We start from the raw sequence: 24,879 nt of genomic DNA on the forward strand, positions 1-24,879 counted from the left end.
GCCGGTCTTGCGGGCGGCCTCGATGAAGACCTGGAGGTTGGCCCGCGCCGCGCGCTGGCCCACGAACTCCGACAGGCTCAGCGGCCGGATGCTCGACTCCGGCTCGCCGGCCTGTGCCTCCGGATTGAGCGGTGCCTTGTTTCTAGGCTGGGTCATGCGATGAGACTCCGCCCCATGACGGCAATCCGGCTTGCGATATCAAGGGCTTGGCCTGGAGGCGGCTTCACGGCCGCTTCGCGGGCGGCCTCAAGGCCGCCTCATACGACATCCGGGTGATCCCTGGGGATGCCGGATGTCGCCTTCGCTCAAGTGCCGCGCAGGCTTGGCCGAGACCGCGTCCGGTCCGATCAACCGGACGCGGTATCAGGCGGCCCGCGCCTCGGTGGGGAAGGGCTGGAGCAGGACGCGGCGGCCCTTCAGGTCGTGCACCGTGACCTGCCATTGCGACCAGTCGGTGCGCGCGTCGCTGCCCATCACGGCGTGGGCGACGCGCCTCGCCCGGTCGGTCAGCCGGCTCGGCTGGCGGATATCCGCGCCCTTCGCGTCGAGGACGCATTCGTAGCCGTTGGTGCAGTGAAAGCGGTACCGCGCCATATGCTCGCTCCTGATCGTGCCGTTCCGAGGCAACCTCCGTGGATATGTTCTACATATGTTCTTAACGGAGTCCAGGGCGAGACCCGGGCGGCGTGGCGGATTGTCCGGTTTCGTTCTCAGAGCTTGGTTGGGAGAGATCCACCGCGCGTCATGCGGAGGCTCGGCTCATCCCACCCTTCCACCTCATCCTGAGGCGCCGGAGCGAAGCGGAGGCCTCGAAGGAGCCTTCCAGTAGGCTCGGCGATGCCTGGAGGGCTCCTTCGAGGGCCGCTCACGCGGCCGCCTCAGGACGAGGGGGATGGGTGGGATAGGCTTCGCGTGAAGACCTGCTCGATCCGCTCGAACAGGCCCCTCAAGCCCGCCCGGTGAGCGCCGCGATCCGCTCGGCGAGCGCGTCGACATCCGCCTCGGCATGGGCGGCCGAGAAGGCGACGCGGAGCCGCGCGGTGCCCGGCGGCACGGTCGGCGGCCGGATCGCCACCACGAGGAAGCCGTCCGCCTCCAGTGCCCGCGACAGGGCGAGCGCGTCCTCCGCCGCGCCGACGAGGACGGGCACCACCGCGCTCTCGGCCTCGGGCAGGCCGAGCCGGGCGGTGAAGCGGCGGGCGAGCGCCAGGGGCCGCGCGCAGCGCTCCGGCTCCGCTTCCAGGATCTCCAGGGCCGCGAGCGCGGCCGCCGCGGAGGCGGGGGGCAGGCCCGTGGTGTAGACGAAGCTGCGGGCGCGGCTCGTCATCAGGTCGACGACCGCGCGCGAGGCGCAGAGATAGCCGCCATAGGAGCCGAGCGACTTCGAGAGCGTGCCCATCTCGAGGGGCGCCCGGGGGCCGCCCTCGGCCACGCCGAGCCCGTGCGCGTCGTCCACGAGGGTCCAGGCATCGTGCGCCTTGGCCACCCCGAGGATGTCGCCCATCGGCGCCCGGTCGCCGTCCATGCTGAAGACGCGCTCGGTCAGGACCAGGCAATGGCGGTGGGCCGGCCGCTCGGCCCGGAGCAGGCGCGCGAGGTCGGAGACGTCGTTGTGGCGGAAGGCGGCGACCTTCGCCCCCGAGAGCCGCGCCCCGGCCCACATGCAGGCATGGGACAACTCGTCGAGGAGGACGAGGTCGCCGCGCCCTGCGAGAGCCGGGGTGATGCCGAGATTGGCGAGGTAGCCGCTGCCGAAGACGAGGGCCGCCTCCTTGCCCTTGTGGGCGGCGAGCCGCGCCTCCAGCGCGTCGAGGATCGGATGGTTGCCGGTGACGAGCCGCGAGCCGCCGGACCCCGCCCCGTAGGCGGCGACCGCCGCTTGCGCCGCCGCGATCACCCGCGGGTCGTGGCTGAGGCCGAGATAATCGTTGCAGGAGAAGGAGACGAGGCGGCGCCCGGCCCGGCCCGCCGCGGCGTCCGGCCCGCGCTCGGTGGGAACGAGGCGCCGCCGCAGGGCCGCCTCGTCGAGGGCGGCGAGCTTGTCGCGGGCGAAGGCATCGAGACTCGACATGGCGCCCATGGCGCCGCGCGCCGCGCTCGTGTCAAGCACCTCCCTTGACCGGAGCCCTCGGCGCTTCCATCCCCGCCGGATGAGCGAGGCGGAGCCGAAGCGCCATCTCTGGCGCCCCTATACCCAGATGCGGACCGCGCCCGAGCCGCTGGAGGCCGTGCGCACCCATGGCAGCCGGATCGTGCTCGCCGACGGGCGCGAGCTGGTGGACGGCATCGCCTCGTGGTGGACGGCGGTGCACGGCTACAACCATCCGCACATCGCACAGGCCGTCGCCGACCAGCTCGCGCGCATGCCGCACGTGATGTTCGGCGGCCTGACCCATGCCCCGGCCGAGCGCCTGGCCGCCCGGCTCGCCGGCCTGCTGCCCGGTGACCTCGACCACGTCTTCCTGTCCGATTCCGGCTCGGTCGCCGTGGAGGTCGCCCTGAAGATGGCGGCGCAGCTCTGGCTCAACCGGGGCGTTCCCGGCCGCACCCGCGTGCTCGCCTTCCGCGCGGGCTATCACGGCGACACGATGGGGGCGATGTCGGTCTGCGACCCCGAGGAGGGCATGCACCGCCGCTTCGGCCGCTACCTCCCCGAGCAGGTCTTCTGCGATCTGCCGCGGGGCGCCGCCGAGACGGCGGCCCTCGATGCGGCGCTCGCCCGCCATCGCCAGGAACTCTGCGCGGTCATCGTGGAGCCGCTGGTGCAGGGGGCCGGCGGCATGCGCATGCACCCGCCCGAGGTTCTGGCGCGCGTGGCCCGGCTCGCGAAGCGGCACGGCCTGCCGCTGATCTGCGACGAGATCTTCACCGGCTTCGGGCGCACGGGCACGCTGTTCGCCTGCGAGCAGGCGGGCATCGTGCCGGACATCCTCTGCCTGTCGAAGGCGCTGACCGGCGGCACCCTGGCGCTCGCCGCCACGGTCGCCACCACCGAGATCTTCTCCGCCTTCCTCTCGGAGGATCCGGCCGCGGCGCTGATGCACGGGCCGACCTTCATGGCGAACCCGCTCGCCTGCGCGGCGGCCGAGGCCAGCCTCGACCTGTTCGCGCGCGAGCCCCGCCTCGACCAGGCTCGGGCGATCGCGGACAGGCTCGCCGAGGGGCTCGCCCCCCTGCGCGGCCGGCCCGGCATCGCCGACGTGCGGGTGCTCGGGGCGATCGGCGCGGTGCAGTTCGCCGCGCCCCCGGACCTCGCCGAGCTCAAGGCGCGGCTGCTGGCCCGCGGGGTCTGGGTCCGCCCCTTCGGCGACGTGCTCTACCTGACCCCCGCGCTCACCATCGGCCCAGCCGATCTCGACCGCCTCGTCGCGGCGGTGGTGGCGGAGGCCGTCGCCTAAGACGGCCGGTTCCGCGTCCCCGGGCCACGTCCGGCGGTTTTCTCGGCCGGCCCCGGGAGACACCCCGCCGATTGCCGCCTAGGCTGAGCCGTGGGGCGCCGACCATGCCGCTGCAACCCGCACGGGCTTCGCCCGTTGGGTCAAGGCGGACACGCTCGGGCGGCTCCGGACGGAACGCTGGAGGATGCGAAACGTGGCGAGCGAGCAGACGATCCCTCAGGACGACCGGCCCGTGGTTCTTCTGGTCGAAGACGAGGCCCTCACGATCATGGACCTCGGCGACGTGCTCGAGGATGGCGGTTACGACACCGTGCAATGCGCCTCCGCGGAGCGGGCCTTGAGCATCCTCCAGGCGCGCCCCGACATCTGCGGCCTCGTTACCGACGTGGAGCTGTCCGGCAAGACCAACGGGTTCGAGCTCGCCAGCTCGGTGGCCGAGGTGCGCCCGCACCTGCCGATCCTGATCGTGTCCGGCCGCGCCTCCCCCGATCCGGAGCGGATGCCGCCGGGTGCCCAGTTCCTGGCCCGCCCCTGCAGCGGCGCCGAGATCCTCGACCGGTTGCGGCAGCTGATGCCCTGTTGAACGGGAGCTTCCCCGGCGAAGTTCCCGGGGATCGCAGGGCCCGCTGTCATCTCAGCTTCACGCCCAGGCGTCACACGCATCCCGCGTCCCGGGTTCCGCAACGGAACCCGGGATGAGGTGCTTGGATGCCGGGCGAGCGAGGTGCACGATGGCGGCGGTGGACGAATCTTCGGCGACCGCGCCGGGTGGCGAGAGCTTGGGCACCTCCGTGATCAAGGCGAAGCGCGGCAAGCACGACAAGGACCAGGCGAACGGCGCGGGCCGCCGCATCCGGCCGCCGGGCGCCAAGAGCGTCGGCTGGGCCCTCGTCCAGGCGGCGCGCCTGCACCGCGCCCGCATCGGCGACCGGCTCGCCGCCCTCAACCTCTTCGCCGGCCAGGAGCAGGTGGTGCAGGCGCTGGCGGCTGCCGGCACCATGACCATGGGCGACCTCGCCGCGACCCTGTGCGTGCGGCCGCCCACCGCCTCCAAGACCATCTCGCGGCTCGCCGCGCTCGGCGTGGTGGAGCGGCGCGCCGAGGCCGGCGACGGCCGCATCGTGCGCGTGCGCCTGACCGAGGCCGGGCTCGCCAAGGCCGAGGCGATCGAGCGCCTCTGGGACGAGGTCGAGGCCGAGGTGCTCGACGGGTTCGACAGCAAGGACCGGCGGCGCCTGCGCAAGCTCCTGCGCCGCGCGGCGCGCAACCTCGCGGACGCGGCCGGCGTCTCCGGCCACGACAGCGAGGCGGATGGCGAGGAGATCGAGGCCGAGGAGGACGAGATCGAGGCCGGCCCGACCGGGGCGACGCATCTCGTCTGAGAGCCTGATACGATTTCTGTTTGATCGCTTCGGCTGAAGACGCGTCCCCTTCTCCCCGCAAGCGGGGCGAGGGGATTCGCTGAGGCCGGTGTGATGAACCGGAGACCGTAGGATCGACCGGTCTCCATGCGGAGATCCGGTCGATCCTATCCCTCCACCTCGGATGAGGTGCGAGGCGGGGGCGAGCCCCGCGCGCAGGCTTACCGCCGCGCGCAGAGCGCGAGCGCCGGCCCGTTGGCGTGGTTCGGCTCGTCGAAGGAGACCGACACGTCGAAGCCGCGGTCGCGGAAGAAGGCGAGCAGGCTCTCCCGCTCCAGCCAGACCGCGTAGGTCTCGGCGCCGCCGCTGAAGCCCTGCCAGGACTTGGCGACGTCGGGATAGAGCCGGCGCACGCCGCGATAGGGCGTGTCCCCCAGCGGCATCGGCGGCCAGAACAGGGCGCGGTCGCCGCGGCCCGCGAGGCTGTCGGCGTCGAAGACGTGAGTCCAGAGGAAGACGCGGTCGGTGCGGGCGCAGATCAGGTCGAGCAGGCGCAGCGGCTCGGTCATGTGGTAGAGCACGCCGCAGGCGATGATCGCGTCGAAGCGGGGGCAGGTCTCGAGATAGGGCAGGAAGCTGCCGAGCTTGAACCGCGTCCGGGACAGCCCGAACATCTCCTTCACGCACAGGCATTTGAGGAAGGCCCGCGGGTTGGCCTCGATCGAGACGATCGCCCGCGCCCCGAACGATTCCAGCAGCGCCGCATGCGCGCCCTCCAGCGGGCCGAGCTCCAGGATCTCCTTATCCGCGAAGGGCCCGATCAGCCCCTCCGCCCAGTGGATGCGGTGATCGGTGAACAGGTGGGCGTGCCCGGGCTCGGCCACGAGGCCGCGCTCGGCCGGCATGAACGAGGACCACTCGCCCTGGAAGAGGTCGACGATGTTCTGGTCGGACGGCGCCGTGTCCAGAAGCTTCGACTCGATGGCCATGCTGAAACCCTGACGACGCCCGCGCGCTCCCCGCCCGGGCGGATGCCGGTTCCGTGCCGAGCGCGCCGCGGCGAGAACCGGACGCCCGCGACCCTATAGGCCGCCCGGACCGCCCTGTCCCGCCCCCCACTCACGGCGCCGGCGGGCGCGGGGGGCGTAAGGTGCGCCCGTCCTGCTCGCAGCGCAGCGGCCCGCTGCCGTCGAGCGCGGCCACGCGGACCTGCCCGCCGAGCGCCGCGCAGCGGGCGCGGAATCCGCCCTCCGGCCGGTGGAAGCCCCAGATCGCCACCATGGGCACGACCATGATGAGGCAGACGCTGCCGATCACCAGGGCCGCGGCCCAGGCATGGCCGCCGGACGGAGCGGGGCGCTCGGGCCGCTCGGGCGGCGGGGGTGCCAGGAAGGCCAGCGTGAGCCCGATTGCACCGATTGCACTCATCGGCCGCTCCACCCGTGTGGCGCAAGATGTGGCACTGGCCGCGATCGGCCGTCCCCACCGGAGATTAGGGCGCCGCCGGCCGCTTGCGAAGCGGCACGGGCGCGGGCCGTGGTCGCGGCGGGGCCGCAGCCGCCCTCAGCCGAACACGTCCCAGCGGATGAACATGGCGAGCGACACGATCGCGAAGATCGCGAGCAGCAGCGGGTTGCCGAGATAGAGCGCGGCGGCCAGCAGCCCCACCCAGGCCACCAGGATGCCGAACATGATCGCGATGGCGACGGGGTTCACGAAGGGGCCTCGCAGCGATCGGCCGTGCGGCGGCCATCCTGGCCCGGCCGCCCGCCCGCGTCCACCGGCCCGTCTACGACCGGAGCGATGGCCCGTCGAGGGCGTCGCGCAGGTCCGCCGCCAGCGGGCGGGCGGACGGGTCCGCCTGGAGGCAGGCTTGCGCCAGGGCGCGCAGGCCCGGAGGCTCGGGCCGGCAGCGGTCGAGGATCTCCGCGATCAGGATCCCGAGGGCCCGCGTCTCGATCCGCTGGAGGGCTGCGCCTGCCGCGCCGGCGGGCAGCGCGCTCGCCGCGCCGAAATCGCTGAGCACCGCCTCGCCCGAGACCCCGTCCCAGAGCAGGTTGTGGGCGTAGAGGTCGCCGTGGAGCAGGCCGCCCGCATGGAGATGCGCCGCGGCCGAAGCGGCGGCGCGGACGAGCCGCAGGCCGACAGCCGGGGCGAGGGCGAGATCCGGGGCGTAGACGTCGCGGCTGCAGCTCGCGAGGCTCGGCGGCCCGGCGAGCGCCCGCCAGCCGGTGGGCAGGAGCGGCATCAGCAGCCCCTCCGCGCCCTCGGGATGCCCGGTGACACGCCCGAGGGCCCCCGTGAGATGCGGGTGCGTGCCCGCGGCGAGGCAGGCCGCCATCTCGCGCTCGGGCAGGCCGTCGCTCGTCATCGCCCCCTTGAACAGCTTGAGCGCGACGGGCCGGGCCTCGGCCTGCCCGCCGGGCCGCCACAGGGCGGAATGGATGCGGCCGGACGCCCCCTCGCCGAGGAGCGCGCCGGCCTCCAGCTCGTCCCAGGGCACGCCCGTCGCCGCGACGGCGGTGGCGGGCTCGCACGGGTTGCCGGCACAGGCGAGCCAGGCGAGGCTCGGCAAAGCGGAGATCCAGCCGGGCAGGGCGTCCAGGCGGTTCGCGGCGATCCGCAGGAGTTCGAGATCGGGCGCGCCGGCGAGGCTGTCCGGCAGGGCGGCGAGGCGGTTGCCGGAGAGCATCAGCTTCTGCAGGAGCGGGCGCTCGCCGATCGCCCGCGGCAGATCCGCGATGCGGTTGTCGGTCAGCGTGAGCCAGCGCAGGCGCGGCGGAAGGCTCTCGGCCGGGACCTCGGCGACGCCCGAGCCGCGGCAGCCGATCTGGCTCAGCGCGGCGCAGTCGCCGAGCGCGGGCGGCAGCCGCGCGAAGCGGTTGCCCGAGCAGAACAGCACGCGCAGCCGGCTCAGCCGCCCGAGATCCGCCGGCAGGTCGGTCAGGCTTCCGGGACCGAGATCGAGCAGCTCCAGCGTGTCGGCGAGGCCGAGGATCTCGCGCGGGAACTCGGCGAGGCCGCCCGGCAGGCGCAGCTCGCGCGCGCCCGCGAGGTCGCCGCGGCGGAGCGCGGCGAGGGTGTCGGCCTTGGCCTGCATCGGATCGGTCGAGCCCCGTGGCGCGCCGGATCAGTAGCCCAGCGCGCTGCCGTCCTTGCGTGGATCGGAGCCCGCCACAAGGGTGCCGCGCGCGTGGTCGATCCAGATGATCTGGCCGCCGCCGATCGGCAGCGGCGCCGGGATGGCCGCGTGGCCGCGGGCCCGCATGCCGGCGAGGACGTCCGCGGAGAAGCCGGATTCCAGCTCGACCACGCCGCCATAGGCGAAGCTGCGCGGCGCATCGAGGGCCTCCTGCACGTCGAGGCCGCGGTCGAGGAGGCCGGTCAGCAATTCGACATGGCCCATCGCCTGATAGTGCCCGCCCATCACGCCGAAGGGCGCGACCGCGCGGCCGTCGCGCATCAGCATGCCGGGGATGATCGTGTGCATCGGGCGCTTCCGCGGCGCGATGGTGTTCGGGTGGCCCGGCTCGATCCGGAAGCTGAAGCCGCGATTGTGCAGCAGCACGCCGCTCTCCGGCCCCATGAGGCCGGTGCCGAAGCCCTGGAACAGCGAGTTGATCAGCGAGAGCGCGTTGCCGTCGCGGTCCACCACGCAGAGATAGACCGTGTCCTTGTGCGCCACCTCGTTGGCGATTTCCGGGTAGATCTCGGGCTCGCGGGCGCGGGCCATGTCGATGGCCCCCCGTGCCGAGGCGCGCCACGCATCGGAGAGCAGGTGCTCGACGGGCACGGCGTGCAGGTCCGGATCGGCGAAGAGCGCGTCGCGGTGGTGGTAGCCCTGCTTGCAGGCCTCGGCCAGGAGATGCACCCGGTCGAGCTCGGACAGGGCGCCGACGTCGAAGGGCTCGAGCACGTTCAGCATCATCAGGGCGGCGAGGCCCTGGCCCGAGGGCGGGCATTCGTAGACGTCGTAGCCGCGGTAGCGCGTGGTGATCGGCGTCACGATCTCGGGCGCCGCCGCCGCGAAATCCTCCTCCGTGTGCAGGCCGCCGAGCCCGCGCAGGTGGGAGACGATGTCGCGCGCGACCGGCCCTTCGTAGAAGCCGCGCGGGCCGGCCTCGGCGATGCGGCGCAGGGTGGCAGCGAGCTTCGGCAGGCGCATCGTGGCGCCGATCGCCGGGGCCGCGCCGTCCACGAGATAGGCCGCCGCCGCGCCGGGATCGTGGCTGACGCGCTCGACGTTGCGCGCCCAGTCCCAGCCGACCCGCGGCTGCACGGGAAAGCCGGCTTCCGCATAGCGGATCGCCGGCTGGAGCAGGTCGCCGAGGGCGCGGGTGCCGTGGTCGGCGGCGAGCCGCGCCCAGGCGGCGACGGCGCCCGGCACGGTGACGGCGTGGGGCGAGGTCGGCGTGATCGCGACGCCGTTCTCGAGGTACCACGCATCGGCCGCCGCGGCCGGGCTGCGGCCCGAGCCGTTGAGGGCGATCGGCACCGCGGCGCCCTTCGGCGCGTAGAGCGCGAAGCAATCGCCGCCGATCCCGGTCATCAGGGGGTCGACCACGCATTGCACCGCCACCGCCGCGATGCCGGCATCGACCGCGTTGCCGCCTGCGCGCAGAACCTCGATCGCCGTCAGCGTGGACAGCGGATGCGACGTCGCCACGGCGGCCGCGCCGGCATGGACGGGCGAGCGCCCGGCCCTCTGGAAATCACGCACGCAATCGTCCTCCCATCACCCCTCGCGCCCGGCATGATGCATGCCAGAGCGCGGCCGAGCCAGGGCACAGCCCTGCGGCCGGTGCAGAGCTGCGACGGCACGGCCAGGAACGCCGCCTAGAGCCGTTCCCGATCGCTTTGCAATCGGGAACGGCTCTAAGCTCTTGTTTTGACGCGCTCTCTTGCGCCGAACCGGTATCCACTTCCGCGGAGAGCGCTCTAGCTCGGCGAGGACGTATCCAGCGTCCAGAAGCTTGCCCCGAGGATGGAATGAGGCTTCCATGCGGCGCACTCCAATACGAAGGCTTCCGATGATCCGACGCGCCCTGCCGCTCCTGCCGGCCCTTCTCCTGCTCGCGCCGGGGGCGGCGCTCGCCCATCCGGGCCACGGCGAGGCGGTGGGCTTCGCGCAAGGGTTCGCGCACCCGCTCGGCGGCCTCGACCACGTGCTCGCCATGGTGGCGGTGGGCCTGCTCGCCGGCATCCGCGGCGGCGCGGCGCGCTTCGTTCTGCCGGCGGCCTTCCTCGCCATGATGGCGGCGGGTGCCGGGCTCGGCGTGGCCGGGATCGGCCTGCCCTTCGCCGAGACGGGCATCGCCCTCTCGATCGTCGCCTTCGGCCTCGCCATCCTGTTCGGCCTGCGGCTGCCCCTGCCGGGCCTCGTGGCCCTCGTCGGCGCCTTCGCGGTGTTCCACGGCTACGCCCACGGCACCGAGATGCCCGAGACCGCCTCCGGCCTCGCCTACGGCCTCGGCTTCCTCGGCGGCACCGCGCTGCTGCACGCAGTCGGGCTGGGGCTCGGCCTCCTCGTCGCCCGCGAGCGCCGCGCCGCCCCCGCCATGGGCGCCGCGGTGGCCCTGTCCGGCCTGACGCTGCTCGTCGGCGCGTTCTGACGGGATCCGCCCGCCCTCGTGGACGCCGCCGGGCCGTCCAGGAGGGCAGGCGGCGCAAGGCCTGAGGCGGCTGCCCCCCGCCGCGCGCGGTGCACGAACATCCGCCACTTCTCATCCTCAGCCGTATGCCAGGCGCCCGTATGCCCTGTGCCCGCGCGGTGCTACGCATCGGGGAGGGATCGGGACATCCGGTAGGAGGCGTCATGGGTGCGGCGGCGGAGCCCGGCGGGGCCGGGCTGGAGCAGGTGGCGATCGAGGATGCCAGCCTCGGGGCCTTCTACCGCAGCATGAACCCCACCGAGCGGCACACCTTCTGGGCCTGTGCCGCGGGCTGGGCGCTCGATGGCATGGACTTCATGATCTACCCGCTGGTGATCGGCACGATCATCAGCCTGTGGAAGGTCGATGCCGGCACCGCGGGCCTCGCGGCCACCGTCACGCTCCTCGCCTCGGCGCTGGGCGGCTGGCTCGCCGGCTACCTCGCCGACCGCATCGGCCGGGTGCTGACGCTGCAGATCACCATCCTGTGGTTCTCGTTCTTCTCGCTGGTCTGCGCCTTCGCGCAGAGCTTCGAGCAGCTCCTCGTCGCCCGGGCGCTGCTCGGGCTCGGCTTCGGCGGCGAGTGGGCGGCGGGCGCCGTGCTGATGGGCGAGACCATCCGGGCGCAGTATCGCGGCCGCGCGGTGGGCTCGGTCCAGTCCGGCTGGGCCGTCGGCTGGGGCATGGCGGTGCTGGCCCAGGCCCTGCTGTTCTCCTGGCTGCCGCCCGAGAGCGCGTGGCGCTGGATGTTCGTGGTCGGGGCGCTGCCCGCGCTCCTCGTGTTCTATCTCCGCCGCTACGTGAAGGAGCCGGAGGTCGCCCGCGAGAGCCGGGCCCGGGCCGCGGCCTCGGGTGACCGGCCGCAGATCTGGGAGATCTTCTCCGGGCCGGTGCTGCGCACCACGATCCTCGCCTCGCTCGCCGCGGCCGGCTGCCAGGGCGGCTACTACGCCATCACCACCTGGCTGCCGCGCTTCCTCACCACCGAGCGCGGCCTCTCCATCGTCTCCTCCACCGGCTATCTCGCCGCGCTCATCGTCGGCTCGTTCGTGGGCTACCTCGTCGGCGCCTGGCTCGCCGACCGGCTCGGGCGGCGCCCGCTCTTCCTGATCTTCTCGCTCGGCGCCATCGCGGTCATCGTCGCCTACACGCAGCTGCCGCTCTCGAACGCGGTGCTGTGGGTGCTGGGATTCCCCCTCGGCTTCTTCGCCTCCGGCTACTTCTCCGGCATGGGCGCCTTCCTGACCGAGCTCTACCCGACCCGCCTGCGCGGCTCGGGGCAGGGCTTCTGCTACAATTTCGGCCGCGGCATCGGCGCCCTGTTCCCGGCGCTGGTCGGCTACCTGTCGGCGCAGGTCGGCCTCGCCTCGGCCATCGCGATCTTCGCGGCTTTGGCCTACGGCGTGTTCTTCGCGGCGGCCTTCGCCCTGCCGGAGACGCGCGGCCGCGTGCTCCATGCCGATTCCTGAGGAGCGGGCCAAGGAGAAGGCCATGACCGAGACGACGGCCGCGATCCGCGCCTGCCCGGCGCCGGACCCGAACCCGAGCGGGCCGAGCCGCTACGCCGTGCCCGCGGGCGCGGTCGACACCCATGCCCACGTCATCGGGTTGCCGCCGGACTATCCCCTGGTCGAGGACCGCAGCTACACCCCGCCCGCGGCGCCGGCCGGGCGCTACCTCGCCATGCTCGACGCCACCGGCATGCGGAACGGCGTGCTGGTCCAGGTCAGCGTCCACGGCACCGACAACCGCCTGATGGTCGATACCCTGCGGGCGAACCGGGAGCGCCTGCGCGGCGTCGCGGTGATCCCCCTCGGCCTGCCCGACCGGGAGCTCGCCGCGCTCAAGGAGGCGGGCGTCGTGGCCCTGCGCCTCAACGTGCTGTTCGGCGGCGGCGTCGGGTTCGAGGACCTGGAATCCTACGGCGCGCTCGCCCGCGAGATGGGCTGGCACCTGCAATTCCTGGTCGATGCGCGCCAGCTGCCGCCGATGGCCCAGCGCCTCGCGCGGCTGCCGGTGCCCTTCGTCGTCGACCATATGGGCCACATGCCGACCTCGGCCGGGCTCGACGATCCGGGCTTCCGCACCCTGGTCGACCTCGTGCGCGACGGCGCCTGGGTGAAGCTGTCCGGTGCCTTCCGCACCTCGGTCGCAGGCGCGCCCTTTGCCGACACCATCCCCTTCGCCCGCGCGCTCAACGACGCCGCGCCGGAGCGCTGCCTGTGGGGCTCGGACTGGCCGCACGTGGCCGCCTGGGACGGGCCGCCGCCGGTCGGCGACCTCCTCGACCTCGTGGCCGCATGGATCCCCGACGAGGCCCGGCGCCGGCTCTACTTCGTCGACAACCCACGCCGCCTCTACGGCTTCCCGGGCTGAGACCGCGCGGCGCTTGAGCGAAGGCGACATCCGCCATCCCGGAGGGATCACCCGGATGTCGTATGACACAGCAAAGCCCGCCGCGGACTGGCCGGGCGGGCTGGATCGAAGGGGCCGCCGGAGCGGCCGGTTCGCGGCTCAGGCGGCGGTCGGGACCGCGCCGATGATGCCGGCGATCTGACCCTCGTGGCCGAAGCGGTCGGCGAGGGCGATGACGAGGGAGATCTGGGCGCCGGCGGCGAGAGCGACGAGGGCGGTGGCGGCGAGGAGGGTCATCGGAGGCTGTCCTGGCAGGTGGTCTGTGCGTTGCGGTGAAGCTCATATCGCACTGCAAAAGACAGGTTGGTATGCCACATTCCGCACGCCAATCATGCGTCGGCTGCATGGGCCGCGGGTTCGGGCGGTTCCGAATCCCGCAGCTACCCGCTCCCAGCATGACCGGAACCTTTAAGCTTCTGAGCGAGACTGCCGCCGCGATCTCATCGACCGGCGAGCGGCCTTGATCTCACGGGATGCCCAAATCGGCCTGCTGAATCCGGCTCGGGCACCCGCGCGCTTCGGCTGGGCCGACCTGCGCGTGCTCCTGACGGCGCTGGCGGTGGCCTGCGTGTTCGGCTGCTCGTCGATGCTGCTGACGCATATCGGCTACCGCTACGGCAGCACCGGCGGCTCGCCGCTGGAGAAGTTCCACCCGTCGAGCATCGTGCTCTCCGCGGCCTTCGCGATCCTGCTGTTCGAGCACGGCTTCAGCCGCAGGGCGGCGGAATTGCTGACGCGCCACGCGCTCACGGCGATCTACTTCGCCTGCGTCGCCTATCATGCGGCCTACGTGGCCCTCATCGTGGGCCGCCCCGTCACCATGGTGGTCGACACCTTCCTGGCGCCCGGGATGCTGTTCCTGCTCCTGTGCAACACGAATGTGGGGGCGGTGCGCCGGATCGCGGGCCTGATCCACGGGATCCTCGCGCTCAACGCGCTGATCGGCTTCTCGGAATCGGCCTTCAAGTGGCGGCTGATCCCCTATTACCTGAACGAGGGGGCGGTCACCTACGACTGGCGCTCCACCGCGCTCCTCGGCCACCCGCTCCAGAACGCGGCGATCACCGCGATCTACGCCTTCCTGCTGCTCGCCGGATCGCGCGGCGGCCTGCCGCGGAACCTCGTCCTGCCGGCCTTCGCCCTGCAATTCGCGGCGCTGCCGGCCTTCGGCGGGCGCACGGCCACCGTGCTGCTGATGGTGCTCGGGATCCTCTGGCTCGTGAAGGAGGGGGCGCTGATCCTCATCGGCAAGCGCTTCCCGCTCAACCGCCTGCTCTGGCTCTGCCTCGGCCTGCCGATCCTCGCCCTCGGGCTCTGGTACCTGTCCGACAGCACCTACGTCACCGCCTTCCTCGACCGGTTCGTGGAGGACGAGGGCAGCGCCGAGACCCGCGTCATGATGCTGGGCCTGTTCTCGCATTTCTCCTGGACGGAGCTGTTCTTCGGCCCGGAGGCGGCGCGGCTCGACGCCATCGCGGTCAGCGCGGGCCTCGAATACGGCATCGAGAGCTTCGTGATCGCGTTCCTGCTCCAGACCGGCATCTTCGCCGCCAGCCTGATCTTCATCGCGCTCGCCGCCTTCTCGCTGGATCTCGCCCGGACCCTGTCGCGGCCCGGCATCCTGGCGCTGCTCGTCTTCCTGGCGCTCAACGCCTCCACCACCGGCCTGTCGAGCAAGGGCACCACCTTCACCCTCTTCGTCGCGATCGCCATGGCCCTCGACGGCGCCCAGTCCGGCACCCGTCTGAACCGCAGGCTCGCGGAGACCGGCTCGGCCTGATCCCGTCCCGGCAGCGGGGATTTCCGTGCCGGAATGGCGCAGCCGGGGCCGGCACGGCGGTTGCGCCCGTCGCCGCGGCCGCGTCCGGCGGCCATGGGGGGGTTGCAAAGCGATGATGCGCCGTCTCGATCCGACGCGCCGGGGCCTGCTCCTGGGTGCCGGTGCCCTCCTCGCCGCGGGCGGGGCGGGGGCGGCGGATTCCGTCGGGATCGCCTCCGTGCCCTCGCTCGGGACGCTCGCGGCGCGGCGCAGCCTGCTCTTCGGCGCGGCCGTCGACCGCACGGTGCTGGACGATGCCCAGCTCGCCGACCTCTACCGCCACCAGACCCGCGTGGTGACCATCGACACCGCCCTGAAGTTCCCGGTGATCCGGCCCCGGCCCGAGGTGGCGGATTTCTCGGAGGCCGACGCGCTGGTGGATTTCGCCGCGCGGGCGGGCCTCGCGATCCGCGGGCACACCCTCATGTGGAACGAGTGGCAGCCGGACTGGGTCAAGCGGCTGTCCCGCCGCGAGGCCGGCTACTGGCTCGACCGGCACATCGCGGAGACCGTCGGCCGCTATGCCGGCCGCCTGCATTCCTGGGACGTGGTCAACGAGCCGATCTGGCCGGATCACGGCCTCCCCGGCGGCCTGCGCGACGGCCCGTGGTACGCCGGCCTCGGGGCCGACTACATCCGCCGCAGCTTCGTCGCCGCCCACCGCGCCGACCCGAACGTGCCGCTGGTGCTGAACGAGGCCGGGCCCGAATGGAAGCAGGGCTTCGTGCCGGGCGCGCGCTACTGGGCCGACCTCCTGCGCCTCGTGGACGAGCTGCAGCATGCGGGCGTGCGCCTCGACGCGGTCGGGCTCGAATGCCACTGGTTTCCCGGCTTCACCTTCGATCCGGACGCCTTCGCGGAATTCGTGCAGCAGCTCGCCCGGCGCAAGCTCGACGTCTACCTCACCGAGATCGACGTGAACGACCGCGATTTCCCCGGCGACGTCGCCCAGCGCGACGCCCAGGTGGCGGCCCGCTACGCCGAATTGATGCGCGCGGCCCTGCGCGAGCCGGCGGTCAAGGTGGTGCAGACCTGGGAGCTGACCGACGGCCAGACTTGGCTGCGCGACGTGGAGCGCGGCCCCCGCCGGCCGCGCCCGCTGCCCTTCGATGAAACCTGCCGGCCGAAGCCGGCCTACCACGCCCTCGCCGAAGCCTTCGCGTGAGCCGGACGAGAGGAGGAATCCGATGCTGATCGGCCTGCAATATCTCCGCGGCGTCGCGGCCCTGATGATCGTGTATTTCCACGCGGTCGGCCCGGTGGAGCGCCTGACCGGGACGGCGCTGCCCGTCTCGATCAGCGGCAGCGGCGTCGACCTGTTCTTCGTGCTGAGCGGCTGCGTGATGTGGCTGTCGACCCATGACAGGGCGGTCGGCCCCGGGCAGTTCCTGCTCAACCGGCTGGTGCGGGTCGCGCCCCTCTACTGGATCCTGACCCTCGTCGTGGCCGGCCTCGCCTTCGCGGCGCCGGCGCTCCTGCGCTCGACCGCCTTCGATCCGGCCCACCTCGTCGCGTCCCTGCTCTTCCTGCCCTGGCCGAACCCCCGCTATCCGGGGCTGTTCCCGGTGATCATCCCCGGCTGGACCCTGAACTACGAGATGTTCTTCTACGCCGTCTTCGCGCTGATGCTGCCGTTCCGGCCGGCCTGGCGCGTCGCCGGCACCCTCGCGGTCCTCGGCGGCCTCGTCCTCGTCGGGCAGGCGGTGCAGCCGGGCCCGGGGGTGGCCGCCTTCTACACCGACGCGATCGTGCTCGAATTCGGCCTCGGCGTGCTCGTCGGCGCGCTGTTCACCGCGCGGATCGCTGTCCCGCGGGCGGCGGCGCTGGCCGCTTTCGTGATCGGGCTCGGCCTGCTCGTCGCCCTCGACGGCGCCCTGCCGAAGTTCCTCGCGGCGAGCCTGCCCGCGGCGCTCGTCGTCGGCGGGCTCGCGCTCTACGAGCGGGGTGCCGCCGTTCCGCGGTTCGCCCCGGCACGGCACCTGGGCGACGCCTCCTATGCCCTCTACCTCTCGCACCCGCTGGCGCTCGGCGTACTCGCCGCCGTCCTTGCGAAGCTCGGCCCGGCCGCGTCGCCGCACTGGCTCCCCGTCCTGGCGGTGCTGATGGTCGGCTCGATGGTGGCCGGCAGCCTGATCTACCGCCTCGTCGAGCGGCCCGCGACGGAGGGCGCGCGCCGGCTCGTCCGGCCGCGCGCGCGGCCCGCGCCCCCGGCGGTCGCCCCGGCCCGCTGAGGGCGACGCCGCTTGCGCTCGCCCGGGCGCCCTCCTATCACGGCCCGGCCGCATGGAGGGCCCCGGATGGATGCCGCCGACCTCGCCCCGCACGCCCATCAGGTGCTGACGGAGGCGACCCTTCCGGACCTGCCGAACCATTACCGCGGCAAGGTCCGGGACAATTACGACCTGGCGGATGGCCGGCGCATCCTCATCACCACGGACCGGATCAGCGCCTTCGACCGGGCGCTCGCCGCGATCCCCTTCAAGGGCGAGGTCCTCACCCGCACCGCCCGGTTCTGGTTCGAGCGCACGGGCGACATCTGCCCGAACCACGTCCTCGCCTATCCCGATCCCAACGTGGTGGTGGGGCGCCGCCTCGACATCCTGCCCGTGGAGGTCGTGGTGCGGGGCTATCTCGCCGGCACCACCTCGACCTCGATCCTCACCCGCTACAAGGCGGGCGAGCGGACGATGTACGGCCACCGCTTCCCCGAGGGCATGCGGCCGAACGAGCGGCTGCCGCAGGCGATCATCACGCCCACCACCAAGGCCTTCGACGGCGGTCACGACGAGCCGCTGACCGAGGCGGAGATCCTGGGCAAGGGCCTGCTGACGGAGGCGCAGTGGCGCACGGTCTCGCAGGCCGCGCTCGCCCTGTTCGCGCGCGGCCAGGAGATCGCGGCCGCCCGCGGCCTCATCCTCGCCGACACCAAGTACGAGTTCGGCCTGGACGCGGACGGCGCCATCGTGCTGGCCGACGAGATCCACACGCCGGATTCGAGCCGCTACTGGTTCGCCGGGAGCTACCCCGAGCGCTTCGCCGCCGGCGCGAGCCCGGAGAGCTTCGACAAGGACTTCGTGCGCAACTGGGTGGTGGCCCGCTGCGACCCCTACACGGATCCGATTCCCGAGATCCCGGCGGAGGTCGTGCTGGAGACGGCCGCCGTCTACATCCGCGCCTTCGAGACCATCACGGGCGAGCGCTTCGCGCTGCCCGACCCGGCGGAGGTGCCGCTGGAGCGCATCCGGCGCAACCTCGCAGCCTATCTGTAGGCTCGGGCGGGAAGCCTCTCGCCGCGGCTGCGGGCGCGGGCTATCTGCCCGCCCATGCCCGATCCCGCCAGCCTCGCTCCCGAGGACATCGCCCATGTCATCCAGGTCGCCCTCGCGCCCGCCTTCCTGCTGACCGCGCTCGCCACCCTCCTCAACGTGTTCTCGACGCGGCTCGGGCGGGTGGCCGACAAGGTCGACGCCGCCTCCGCCAGGCTGATCGGGGCCGACCCGAAGGAGGCGGGGCGGCTCTCGCGGCAATTGTCCTACCTGCGGCGGCGCTCCTTCGTGCTCGACGTGGCGGTGGTGCTCGCCTGTTCCGGCGCCGCGATGACCGGCGCGGCCGTGCTGACCCTGTTCGTGGGCGCGCTGCGGGACGCCGCCACGGCCTCCGTGCTGTTCGGCTGCTTCGGCGTGGCGCTGGTCTGCACGGTCGCGGCCATCGCCGCCTTCCTCGTGGAGATCCTGATGGCGGGCCGCGGCGTCCGCGACGAGGTCGACCACCAGAAGGACGAGGCCACCGACCGCGGCGCTCGTCCCGATCGTAATTGAAGAGTATTCGAGCAGCCTTATGTGAGGGGCAGCTCGATCCGGCAGCGCATTTCATCGGCGCCGAGCTTGTACTCGGTCCGGCCGCGTAGCGCGTAGGCGAGGGCGCGCTCGATCAGTTCGCGGCCAAAGCCTTGCCGCTGCATCGTCTCGGGCGCCACCTCGATGCCGGTCTCGACCCAGGTGAGGGCCACGCGCTCGGCCTCGCCGTTGGCGCGGATCCGTTCCCAGGTCACGACGAGGCGGCCCGTCGGGCTCTGCAGGGCGCCGTATTTGGTGGTGTTGGTGGCGAGCTCGTGCAGGGCGAGGGCGAAGTTCTGCACCTGGTGCGAGCCGAGCAGCACCTTCGGGCCCGAGATCGCGATGCGCGTCGACGAGGTGTCCGTGTAGGCCGCGAGTTCCGCACGCACCAGGGCGCCGACCTCCACCGTGTCGCTGCCGGACTGGCTGAGCAGGGATTGCGCCCGGCTCAGCGCCTTCAGCCGCGTGGTGAAGCTCTCCACCGGCGCGCCCTGGCCGATCGTGCGGTTGGCGAGCGCGGTGACGACGCCGAGCAGGTTGCGCGAGCGGTGCTGCAGCTCCTTGACGAGGATCTCCTGGCGCTCGGCGGAGCGCTTGGCGTCGGTGACGTCCGAGCCGATGCCGCCGATGCGCTGCACCTGCCCGCCCGCGTCGCAGAGCGGGAAGTCGGTATGGGCGAGCCAGCGCTCCTCGCCGTCGAGCGGCCGGCGGATGCGGAAGGCGTGGCTCACCCGCGCGCCCGCGCGCACCCGGCGGAAGGCGTCGAGCACGCGGGGCCGGTCCTCCGGCACGATCAGCCGGAGCCAGGGGCGCAGGTCGTTGCCGTCGACCGTCCGGAACGGCACGCCGTAGAGCGCCTCGAAGGCAGGGCCGACATACTCGAATTGCAGCGAGCGGGCGTTGCGGACCCAGAGCACGTCCGAGGAGGCGTCGGCGAATTGCCGGAAGCGCTCCTCGCTCTCGCGCAGGGCCGCCTCCGCGCGCTTGCGCGCGGTGATGTCCACGAAGGTGACGACCACGCCCGCGATGAAGTTGTCGACGCTGCGATAGGGCAGGACGCGGACCATGTAGCGCGCGCCGGTGGCCGTGTTCTCGATCTCGCGCTCGATGCTGTTCAGGGTGCGCAGCACCCGGCGCGCGTCGTCCTGCAACTCGTCGTAGGCGATGCGCGACTTGATGTGGGCGATCGGGCGGCCGGCATCGGATTCCACGAGGTGGAACAGCTCGGTGGCGGCCGGCGTGTAGCGCATCACCCGCAGGTCGTTGTCGAGGAAGATCGTGGCGATCTGCGTGCTCTCGAGGAAGTTGCGCAGGTCGCTGTTGGCGCGGCCGAGCTCCTGCACGCGCAGGCCGAGCTCGCCGTTGACGGTGGTCAGCTCCTCGTTGACCGATTGCAGCTCCTCCTTCGAGGTCTGCAATTCCTCGTTGGCCGATTGCAGCTCCTCGTTGAGGGACTGGTACTCCTCGTTCGAGGCCTTCAGCTCCTCGTTGGTGCTCTCGAATTCCTCGATCGTCGCCTGGAGGCGGTCCTTGGTCTCGCGCAGCTCCAGCTCGATCTGCTGGAGGCGGTCGTGCCGCTCCGGCCGGGTGGCCGGCCCCTCCGGCGGCTCGACGGCGATGCCGCCGTCCTTGAACAGCACGAAGAAGCTCTGCGGCGGGCTGCCGCCGTCCCGCACCGGCTCGACATAGAGGTCGACCGCGAAGCTCTCGCCGTTCTGGCCGAGGCGGCGGTTCGCGAGATGGACGGTGCGGCCGTTCTCGGCGGCCTGGGCGAAGGCCGTGCGCAGGTCGAAGCGCAGGTCCGGATGGACGAGCTGCAGCAGGTTCAGCGTCGCCGCGCCGCCGGCCGGGTCGAGGTAGCGGCCGGTCCGGGCCGAGAAGTGCAGGACGTTGTGGGCCTCGTCGGTGATCACGTAGGCCGGCGCGTAGCGCTCCGCGAAGCGCTCGGCGCGCTGGGCGAGCGAGGGCTCGACCGTGCGCGTCGTGCGCAGCTCCGGCGCCGCCCGGCCGTCGAATTGCGGCAGGGCCACGGTGAAGGTGAGGTCGGGCAGCACACGCGCGCTCGTCTCGAGGCGGCGGAAGATCCGGGAGCGGCTCTCGATCGCCGCGAACAGGTTCGTGTGGCGCGAGACGTTCTCCGAATTGCCGAGGAACAGCGCGCCGTCCGGGCGCAGGGCGAAGTGGAAGACCGGGATGATCCGGCTCTGAAGCTCGGCGTCGAGGTAGATCAGCAGGTTGCGGCAGGAGACGAGGTCGAGCCGGGAGAAGGGCGGGTCCTTGATGATGCTGTGCTGCGAGAAGATGCACATCTCCCGCAATTCCTTGACGATGCAGTAGGTGTCGCCCTCGCGCACGAACCAGCGCGCCAGCCGCTCGGGGCTGACGTCGTGCGCGATGGTGTCGGCGTAGCGGGCCGCCCGCGCGGCGGCGAGCGCCCGGCCGTCGAGGTCGGTGGCGAAGATCTGGACCTGGGGCACCTCGTCGAGGGTCGCCATGTGCTCGCGCAGCAGGATGCCGAGGGAATAGGCCTCCTCGCCGGTCGAGCAGCCGATCACCCAGATCCGGAGCTGGTCGTTGCGGGTCTTGCCCACGAAGAGCTTCGGCACGACGCTGCGGGCGAGAAGCTCGAACTCCTTGGCGTCGCGGAAGAACTGGGTGACGCCGATCAGGAGGTCGTTGAAGAGCTGCTGCACCTCCTCGGGCTGGGCGCGCAGCAGCTCGACATAGGCGTTGACGTCGGCCTCCTGCACCACCTGCATCCGGCGCTGGACCCGGCGCAGGAAGGTGCCCGGCTTGTAGCCGTGGAAATCGTGGCCGGTCTTGTTGCGCAGCACCGCGGCGATGCTGGCGAGCGCGGCGACCGTCTCGCCGGCATCGGCGGCCGCGGGCACGGCCTCCCCGCTGGCGAGCTGGCGCGCGGTGGCGGCGATCCGCGCGGCGAGGGCGGCGATGGGCAGGACCGCGTCGGCGAGCGCGGCGGGGCTGGTGCTGCCGGCGAGGTCGCCCGCGCGCGACTCGTCGGTCTCCTCGGCGAGCGTCAGGCCGCCCGCCTCCTTCACCGCCTTGAGGCCGAGCGTGCCGTCGGCGCCCGTGCCCGCGAGCACGACCGCGATGCTCTGCCCGTCCTCGTCGCTGGCGAGCGAGAGGAGGAAGCTGTCGATCGTGCCCCGCTCGCCGATCCGCTGCTCGGCCGGCCGGATCCGGAAATGGCCGCTCTCGACGCTGACGATCACGTCCGGATCGGGGAGGTAGGTCCGGCCGGCCAGGAGCGGCGCGCCGGCCTCGATCGCCTGGAGGCCGTGGCCGGCGGCCTGCAGGGTCGCCGCGAAGGCCGTCCGGTCGAGGGCCTCGCGGTGCTGCAGGATGACGACGACCGCCCGGTCGGATTGCGGCGGCAGTTGCGCGAGGAGGCTCTCCAGGCTCCGCGTGCTCGCCGCCGAGGCGCAGATCGCGACGATGGCGGGCCGTCCGCCGTCCGGATGCTCGGGGGACATCAGCATGGCCGGATCTTGCTGGGTGTCATGGCCGCTCCGGCGCGGGCCGCGCCTGAGAAACCAACCGGCATTCCGGTCGGACGGATCCGGGCCCTGCGCGGCGCGGTCCCTTCACTACTGCCCGAAGGCATACCGGCGCGAAAGCGTCCGGCGGCCACACCCGCAATCCTCCGCCTCGCCCTGCCTCAGCCGCCCTCCGGATCGATGTCCCCCGGCGGCTCTCCGGCCGCGGGCGGCAGGGTGCGCAGGAGGGCGCGGCGGATCGTTTCGGCATAGCTGCGGTACTCGGCGGCGCGGGCGTCGTACATGGTGCTCACCGCAGGGCGCCCGGCGCTGCGCCCGTCCGCCGCCATGCGCGCCACCAGCTCCGCCCGCTCCTCGACGATGCGGAGCGCCACCCGCATGGCCTCGTCCACGGCGCCCTCCTGCTCGGTGGCCAAAGCCTCGGCGCTGTAGGCGTGGCCGACCTGGCAGCGGAAGCGCAGGGGCTTGGCGTTGCGCACCGCGGAGAGCACGCCGCCGCATTGCGGGCAGGAGAGGGCCGCCGGATCGGCGAAGCGGTCGAGGATGTCGCTGCCGGAGCGCTCGCCCGCCGCGATGTCGATCTCCAGCCGCAGCTCGGGCGGCACCGGCAGGCGCGGCCCCGGCAGGTCTCGGGCGAGCTCGCCGAGCACGTCGCCGATCCGCCCGGCCGGCAGGGTGAGGTCGACCTCGACCGACGAGAGCGCGCTGCGCGGCATCTCGTCGGCGATGGCGTCGGCCGGATCCTGGACGAGGGTCACCCCGCCGCAGCGCTTGATCGCCTCCAGGCCCGAGGCGCCGTCGTTGAGGAACCCGCTGAGGACGACGCCGATCACGCGGGGGCCGTAGCTGGCGGCGGCCGAGCGGAACAGCGGGTCGATGGAGGGCCGCGCCATGTTCTCCCGCGGTCCCCGCCCGAGGCGGATCCGGCCCTCGTCCACGAGGAGGTGGTGGTCGGGCACGCCGAGATAGACGTTGCCCGAGGCGATCACCATGCCCTCCGCCGCCGGGTGGACCGGCAGCCGGCCCGCCGCGGCGGTGACGGTGGCGAGCAGGCCGAGGCTGCGCGCCGGGACATGGAGCACGATGAGGACGGCGGCCGGCAGGTCGGCCGGGAGCGCCGCGAGGATCGTGCGCAGGGGCGCCGTGGCGCCCGAGGACCCCCCGATGACGATGATGTCGCGGTTGCTCATGCTGGACCCGTCCCGAATCGTCCGTGGTCCCCCATGGGCCAACGTGCCGGGCGCCCGCTCGTCACCGGCCGTCGCGCCGCCGGGCGTTTCTCCGTGATCCGGGACGGCCGTTTCGGGTTGTCCCGACGTCAGTCGCGTGAGGGCCCTGTGCATGCCGCGATACTATTTCCACCTGAATCGCCCCGACGGCCTCGACCGGGACGACATCGGCCTCGAGCTGCCCAACCTGGAGGCCGCCTATCTCGGCGCCTTCGAGGCGATCCTGACCATGACGGTCGACCTGACGCGCCGGAACGAGAATCCCCGCCGCTACGCCTTCGAGATCGCCGACGAGACCGGCACCGTCCTGCTCGACGTACCCTTCTCGGAATTCCTCGACCGTGGGCGCAGGCCCACCGCGCCGCAGCGCCAACCGCGCCGCGCCGGCGCCGAGGCGGCGCGGACGGTGGAGCTGATCGCCGCGATCGGGCGCGAGCGGGATGCCCTGACGGCCACCCTCGCCGAGACGCGCCGGCTCCTCGCCGCGGCGCGGCGGGCGGTCTGCCCGCCCGTGTGATGTCTGCGCATTGATTTCTGCGCCCGATATCGGTCCACGCGGGCCGCGCCCCGCCGCTCTCGTCCCGGTCTTGCCTCGGCGCTATACCTCGGGTCTAGAGGCTGTTATGGACCTGGGTTGGTGTGGTGCTCAGATGAGCGGGGATGAGGATTGCCCGCAAGCCGTACCCGTCCGACGTTTCCGATGAGGAGTGGGCGCTGGTCGCGCCTTACCTGACGCTCCTGCGAGAGGATGCCGGTCAGCGCGAGCATGCGTTGCGGGAGGTGTTCAACGGGCTGCGCTACGTCGTCAGGAGCGGCTGCCCGTGGCGGCTGATGCCCCACGACCTGCCGCCCTGGTTTGCCGTGTATCAGCAGGCCCAGCGCTGGCTGTCGGCCGGCTGCTTCGAGCAACTGGCTGAGGATCTACGCGCGGTGCTGCGCATGGCCTCGGGTCGGGCGCCGGAGCCGACGGCAGCCGTGCTCGACAGTCGGACCTTACGGTCCTCACCTGAGAGCGGAGAGCGGGCCGGTTACGATGGGGCCAAGCGCAAGAAGGGCTCGAAGCTGCACATGGCGGTGGACACCCTCGGCCATCTCCTGGCGCTGCACGTCACGCCCGCCGATGCCGATGATCGGGCTCAAGTCGGCCGCTTGGCCAAGGCCGTGCAAGCCGCCACCGGCGAGAGTGTCGAACTCGCCTTCGTCGATCAGGGCTACACGGGTGAGAAGCCGGCCACGGCAGCCCGCGAGCATGGCATTGCACTGGAGGTGGTGAAGCTGCCCGAGGCTAAGCGCGGCTTCGTGCTGCTCCCGCGCCGTTGGGTCGTGGAGCGCTCCTTTGCCTGGGCGACCCGCTTCCGCAGGCTCGTCAAAGATTACGAGCGCTATGCCAGCACCCTGGCAGACCTGCACCTCGTCGCCTTCGTCTGCATCATGCTCAGACAGGCCGCTCAGCTCGCCACGGGTTCATAACAGCCTCTAGGCACGGGACCGTCGCGGGTTCCGGTGGCCGGGGGATGCCCGCGGGATCCCGTGTCACGGGAGAGGAGCGGGCCGGTGTCGAGGATGGGTGGTCCGGCAGGTCTCGGCAGCGAGGCGCCGCGCGCATGAGCGGCGGGCTGGGATTCCTGGCGGGCGGCGGCGAGGCCGCCCGC

General features: G+C 72.6%; 23 protein-coding genes and 1 pseudogene. 13 read left to right on the forward strand and 11 right to left on the reverse strand.

The features are described 5' to 3' along the window. The 3 genes and pseudogenes from MTDSW087_RS18130 to MTDSW087_RS18140 all read right to left on the reverse strand — a co-directional run. A pseudogene (locus MTDSW087_RS18130) lies at window positions 1–156 on the reverse strand (Holliday junction branch migration DNA helicase RuvB); the annotation flags it as partial. Window positions 157–363: 207 nt separating this feature from the next. Continuing rightward, complete coding sequence (locus MTDSW087_RS18135) at window positions 364–594, reverse strand: DUF6894 family protein (RefSeq protein WP_144766294.1); 231 nt, start codon at window positions 592–594, stop codon at window positions 364–366. 352 nt (window positions 595–946) lie between these two features. Next, window positions 947–2,071 (reverse strand): aminotransferase class I/II-fold pyridoxal phosphate-dependent enzyme, encoded by a 1,125-nt coding sequence (locus MTDSW087_RS18140; RefSeq protein ID WP_144766374.1) that lies wholly within the window; start codon window positions 2,069–2,071, stop codon window positions 947–949. Window positions 2,072–2,150: 79 nt separating this feature from the next. Here MTDSW087_RS18140 and MTDSW087_RS18145 point away from each other — a divergent pair, with 79 nt between their 5' ends. The 3 genes from MTDSW087_RS18145 (at window position 2,151) to MTDSW087_RS18155 (ending at window position 4,780) form a co-directional block, all read left to right on the forward strand. Next, entirely contained in the window at window positions 2,151–3,398 is a 1,248-nt protein-coding gene (locus MTDSW087_RS18145; protein WP_144766296.1) for an adenosylmethionine--8-amino-7-oxononanoate transaminase, read from the forward strand. A 184-nt stretch (window positions 3,399–3,582) separates the two neighbouring features. Continuing rightward, window positions 3,583–3,981 (forward strand): response regulator, encoded by a 399-nt coding sequence (locus MTDSW087_RS18150; RefSeq protein WP_373321950.1) that lies wholly within the window; start codon window positions 3,583–3,585, stop codon window positions 3,979–3,981. 148 nt (window positions 3,982–4,129) lie between these two features. Further along, a complete protein-coding gene (locus MTDSW087_RS18155) occupies window positions 4,130–4,780 on the forward strand; it encodes a MarR family winged helix-turn-helix transcriptional regulator (RefSeq protein WP_144766300.1) in 651 nt (216 codons plus the stop codon). Window positions 4,781–4,980: 200 nt separating this feature from the next. On the opposite strand, the gene MTDSW087_RS18160 is transcribed toward MTDSW087_RS18155, so the two are convergent. The 5 genes from MTDSW087_RS18160 to MTDSW087_RS18175 form a co-directional block, all read right to left on the reverse strand. Continuing rightward, window positions 4,981–5,748 carry a DUF1698 domain-containing protein gene (locus MTDSW087_RS18160; protein WP_144766302.1) on the reverse strand — a complete coding sequence of 256 codons (768 nt, stop codon included), beginning with the start codon at window positions 5,746–5,748 and terminating at the stop codon, window positions 4,981–4,983. 130 nt (window positions 5,749–5,878) lie between these two features. Beyond that, window positions 5,879–6,187, reverse strand: coding sequence for a hypothetical protein (locus MTDSW087_RS18165; RefSeq protein WP_144766304.1), 309 nt, complete (start codon window positions 6,185–6,187; stop codon window positions 5,879–5,881). 135 nt (window positions 6,188–6,322) lie between these two features. Then, entirely contained in the window at window positions 6,323–6,475 is a 153-nt protein-coding gene (locus tag MTDSW087_RS30255; RefSeq protein ID WP_186383893.1) for a hypothetical protein, read from the reverse strand. A gap of 73 nt (window positions 6,476–6,548) precedes the next feature. Continuing rightward, a complete protein-coding gene (locus tag MTDSW087_RS18170) occupies window positions 6,549–7,859 on the reverse strand; it encodes a leucine-rich repeat-containing protein kinase family protein (RefSeq protein WP_144766306.1) in 1,311 nt (436 codons plus the stop codon). Between the two features lie 30 nt (window positions 7,860–7,889). Then, entirely contained in the window at window positions 7,890–9,479 is a 1,590-nt protein-coding gene (locus MTDSW087_RS18175) for a gamma-glutamyltransferase family protein (RefSeq protein WP_144766308.1), read from the reverse strand. Window positions 9,480–9,789: 310 nt separating this feature from the next. Between MTDSW087_RS18175 and MTDSW087_RS18180 the strand changes: the two genes are divergently transcribed. From MTDSW087_RS18180 to MTDSW087_RS18190, 3 genes are all read left to right on the forward strand, one after another. Beyond that, the gene (locus tag MTDSW087_RS18180) at window positions 9,790–10,371 is read left to right on the forward strand and encodes a HupE/UreJ family protein (RefSeq protein WP_238178929.1); all 582 of its coding nucleotides are present in this window, start codon (window positions 9,790–9,792) and stop codon (window positions 10,369–10,371) included. Window positions 10,372–10,574: 203 nt separating this feature from the next. After that, window positions 10,575–11,879 (forward strand): MFS transporter, encoded by a 1,305-nt coding sequence (locus tag MTDSW087_RS18185; protein ID WP_144766309.1) that lies wholly within the window; start codon window positions 10,575–10,577, stop codon window positions 11,877–11,879. Between the two features lie 22 nt (window positions 11,880–11,901). After that, entirely contained in the window at window positions 11,902–12,786 is an 885-nt protein-coding gene (locus MTDSW087_RS18190) for an amidohydrolase family protein (RefSeq protein WP_144766311.1), read from the forward strand. Window positions 12,787–12,924: 138 nt separating this feature from the next. On the opposite strand, the gene MTDSW087_RS30260 is transcribed toward MTDSW087_RS18190, so the two are convergent. Next, window positions 12,925–13,062, reverse strand: coding sequence for a hypothetical protein (locus MTDSW087_RS30260; protein WP_186383896.1), 138 nt, complete (start codon window positions 13,060–13,062; stop codon window positions 12,925–12,927). Window positions 13,063–13,285: 223 nt separating this feature from the next. Between MTDSW087_RS30260 and MTDSW087_RS18195 the strand changes: the two genes are divergently transcribed. The 5 genes from MTDSW087_RS18195 to MTDSW087_RS18215 all read left to right on the forward strand — a co-directional run bounded on the left by MTDSW087_RS18195 (window position 13,286) and on the right by MTDSW087_RS18215 (window position 18,462). After that, entirely contained in the window at window positions 13,286–14,605 is a 1,320-nt protein-coding gene (locus MTDSW087_RS18195; protein ID WP_144766313.1) for a VpsF family polysaccharide biosynthesis protein, read from the forward strand. A gap of 112 nt (window positions 14,606–14,717) precedes the next feature. Next, window positions 14,718–15,809: an endo-1,4-beta-xylanase gene (locus MTDSW087_RS18200; protein ID WP_144766315.1), complete on the forward strand. Its 1,092-nt coding sequence runs from the start codon at window positions 14,718–14,720 to the stop codon at window positions 15,807–15,809. Between the two features lie 22 nt (window positions 15,810–15,831). Beyond that, a complete protein-coding gene (locus tag MTDSW087_RS18205) occupies window positions 15,832–16,875 on the forward strand; it encodes an acyltransferase family protein (protein WP_186383897.1) in 1,044 nt (347 codons plus the stop codon). A 66-nt stretch (window positions 16,876–16,941) separates the two neighbouring features. After that, complete coding sequence (locus MTDSW087_RS18210; RefSeq protein WP_144766318.1) at window positions 16,942–17,913, forward strand: phosphoribosylaminoimidazolesuccinocarboxamide synthase; 972 nt, start codon at window positions 16,942–16,944, stop codon at window positions 17,911–17,913. A gap of 54 nt (window positions 17,914–17,967) precedes the next feature. After that, entirely contained in the window at window positions 17,968–18,462 is a 495-nt protein-coding gene (locus MTDSW087_RS18215) for a DUF2721 domain-containing protein (RefSeq protein WP_144766319.1), read from the forward strand. A 17-nt stretch (window positions 18,463–18,479) separates the two neighbouring features. On the opposite strand, the gene MTDSW087_RS18220 is transcribed toward MTDSW087_RS18215, so the two are convergent. Both MTDSW087_RS18220 and MTDSW087_RS18225 read right to left on the reverse strand, forming a co-directional pair. Beyond that, window positions 18,480–21,980: a CheR family methyltransferase gene (locus MTDSW087_RS18220; RefSeq protein WP_144766320.1), complete on the reverse strand. Its 3,501-nt coding sequence runs from the start codon at window positions 21,978–21,980 to the stop codon at window positions 18,480–18,482. Between the two features lie 179 nt (window positions 21,981–22,159). Beyond that, the gene (locus MTDSW087_RS18225) at window positions 22,160–23,188 is read right to left on the reverse strand and encodes a chemotaxis protein CheB (protein WP_144766321.1); all 1,029 of its coding nucleotides are present in this window, start codon (window positions 23,186–23,188) and stop codon (window positions 22,160–22,162) included. 151 nt (window positions 23,189–23,339) lie between these two features. Between MTDSW087_RS18225 and MTDSW087_RS18230 the strand changes: the two genes are divergently transcribed. Both MTDSW087_RS18230 and MTDSW087_RS18235 read left to right on the forward strand, forming a co-directional pair. After that, a complete protein-coding gene (locus tag MTDSW087_RS18230; protein WP_144766322.1) occupies window positions 23,340–23,744 on the forward strand; it encodes a DUF6894 family protein in 405 nt (134 codons plus the stop codon). A 143-nt stretch (window positions 23,745–23,887) separates the two neighbouring features. After that, the gene (locus tag MTDSW087_RS18235) at window positions 23,888–24,697 is read left to right on the forward strand and encodes an IS5 family transposase (RefSeq protein ID WP_144766323.1); all 810 of its coding nucleotides are present in this window, start codon (window positions 23,888–23,890) and stop codon (window positions 24,695–24,697) included. Window positions 24,698–24,879 lie beyond the last annotated feature (182 nt).

It is taken from the genome of Methylobacterium dankookense (genome assembly GCF_902141855.1).
In the GTDB taxonomy this organism is placed as follows: domain Bacteria; phylum Pseudomonadota; class Alphaproteobacteria; order Rhizobiales; family Beijerinckiaceae; genus Methylobacterium; species Methylobacterium dankookense.

What these genes read in the sequence shown, in the direction of transcription:
- MTDSW087_RS18165 (WP_144766304.1), bottom strand. Translation starts at nt 6,187, where the DNA reads ATGAGTGCAATCGGTGCAATCGGGCTCACGCTGGCCTTCCTGGCACCC.
- MTDSW087_RS18225 (WP_144766321.1), bottom strand. Translation starts at nt 23,188, where the DNA reads ATGAGCAACCGCGACATCATCGTCATCGGGGGGTCCTCGGGCGCCACG.
- MTDSW087_RS18180 (WP_238178929.1), top strand. Translation starts at nt 9,790, where the DNA reads ATGATCCGACGCGCCCTGCCGCTCCTGCCGGCCCTTCTCCTGCTCGCG.
- MTDSW087_RS18155 (WP_144766300.1), top strand. Translation starts at nt 4,130, where the DNA reads ATGGCGGCGGTGGACGAATCTTCGGCGACCGCGCCGGGTGGCGAGAGC.
- MTDSW087_RS18220 (WP_144766320.1), bottom strand. Translation starts at nt 21,980, where the DNA reads ATGCTGATGTCCCCCGAGCATCCGGACGGCGGACGGCCCGCCATCGTC.
- MTDSW087_RS18190 (WP_144766311.1), top strand. Translation starts at nt 11,902, where the DNA reads ATGACCGAGACGACGGCCGCGATCCGCGCCTGCCCGGCGCCGGACCCG.
- MTDSW087_RS18185 (WP_144766309.1), top strand. Translation starts at nt 10,575, where the DNA reads ATGGGTGCGGCGGCGGAGCCCGGCGGGGCCGGGCTGGAGCAGGTGGCG.
- MTDSW087_RS18205 (WP_186383897.1), top strand. Translation starts at nt 15,832, where the DNA reads ATGCTGATCGGCCTGCAATATCTCCGCGGCGTCGCGGCCCTGATGATC.
- MTDSW087_RS18235 (WP_144766323.1), top strand. Translation starts at nt 23,888, where the DNA reads ATGAGGATTGCCCGCAAGCCGTACCCGTCCGACGTTTCCGATGAGGAG.
- MTDSW087_RS18215 (WP_144766319.1), top strand. Translation starts at nt 17,968, where the DNA reads ATGCCCGATCCCGCCAGCCTCGCTCCCGAGGACATCGCCCATGTCATC.
- MTDSW087_RS18150 (WP_373321950.1), top strand. Translation starts at nt 3,583, where the DNA reads ATGCGAAACGTGGCGAGCGAGCAGACGATCCCTCAGGACGACCGGCCC.
- MTDSW087_RS30260 (WP_186383896.1), bottom strand. Translation starts at nt 13,062, where the DNA reads ATGACCCTCCTCGCCGCCACCGCCCTCGTCGCTCTCGCCGCCGGCGCC.
- MTDSW087_RS18170 (WP_144766306.1), bottom strand. Translation starts at nt 7,859, where the DNA reads ATGCAGGCCAAGGCCGACACCCTCGCCGCGCTCCGCCGCGGCGACCTC.
- MTDSW087_RS18135 (WP_144766294.1), bottom strand. Translation starts at nt 594, where the DNA reads ATGGCGCGGTACCGCTTTCACTGCACCAACGGCTACGAATGCGTCCTC.
- MTDSW087_RS18210 (WP_144766318.1), top strand. Translation starts at nt 16,942, where the DNA reads ATGGATGCCGCCGACCTCGCCCCGCACGCCCATCAGGTGCTGACGGAG.
- MTDSW087_RS18160 (WP_144766302.1), bottom strand. Translation starts at nt 5,748, where the DNA reads ATGGCCATCGAGTCGAAGCTTCTGGACACGGCGCCGTCCGACCAGAAC.
- MTDSW087_RS18140 (WP_144766374.1), bottom strand. Translation starts at nt 2,071, where the DNA reads ATGTCGAGTCTCGATGCCTTCGCCCGCGACAAGCTCGCCGCCCTCGAC.
- MTDSW087_RS18145 (WP_144766296.1), top strand. Translation starts at nt 2,151, where the DNA reads ATGAGCGAGGCGGAGCCGAAGCGCCATCTCTGGCGCCCCTATACCCAG.
- MTDSW087_RS18200 (WP_144766315.1), top strand. Translation starts at nt 14,718, where the DNA reads ATGATGCGCCGTCTCGATCCGACGCGCCGGGGCCTGCTCCTGGGTGCC.
- MTDSW087_RS18230 (WP_144766322.1), top strand. Translation starts at nt 23,340, where the DNA reads ATGCCGCGATACTATTTCCACCTGAATCGCCCCGACGGCCTCGACCGG.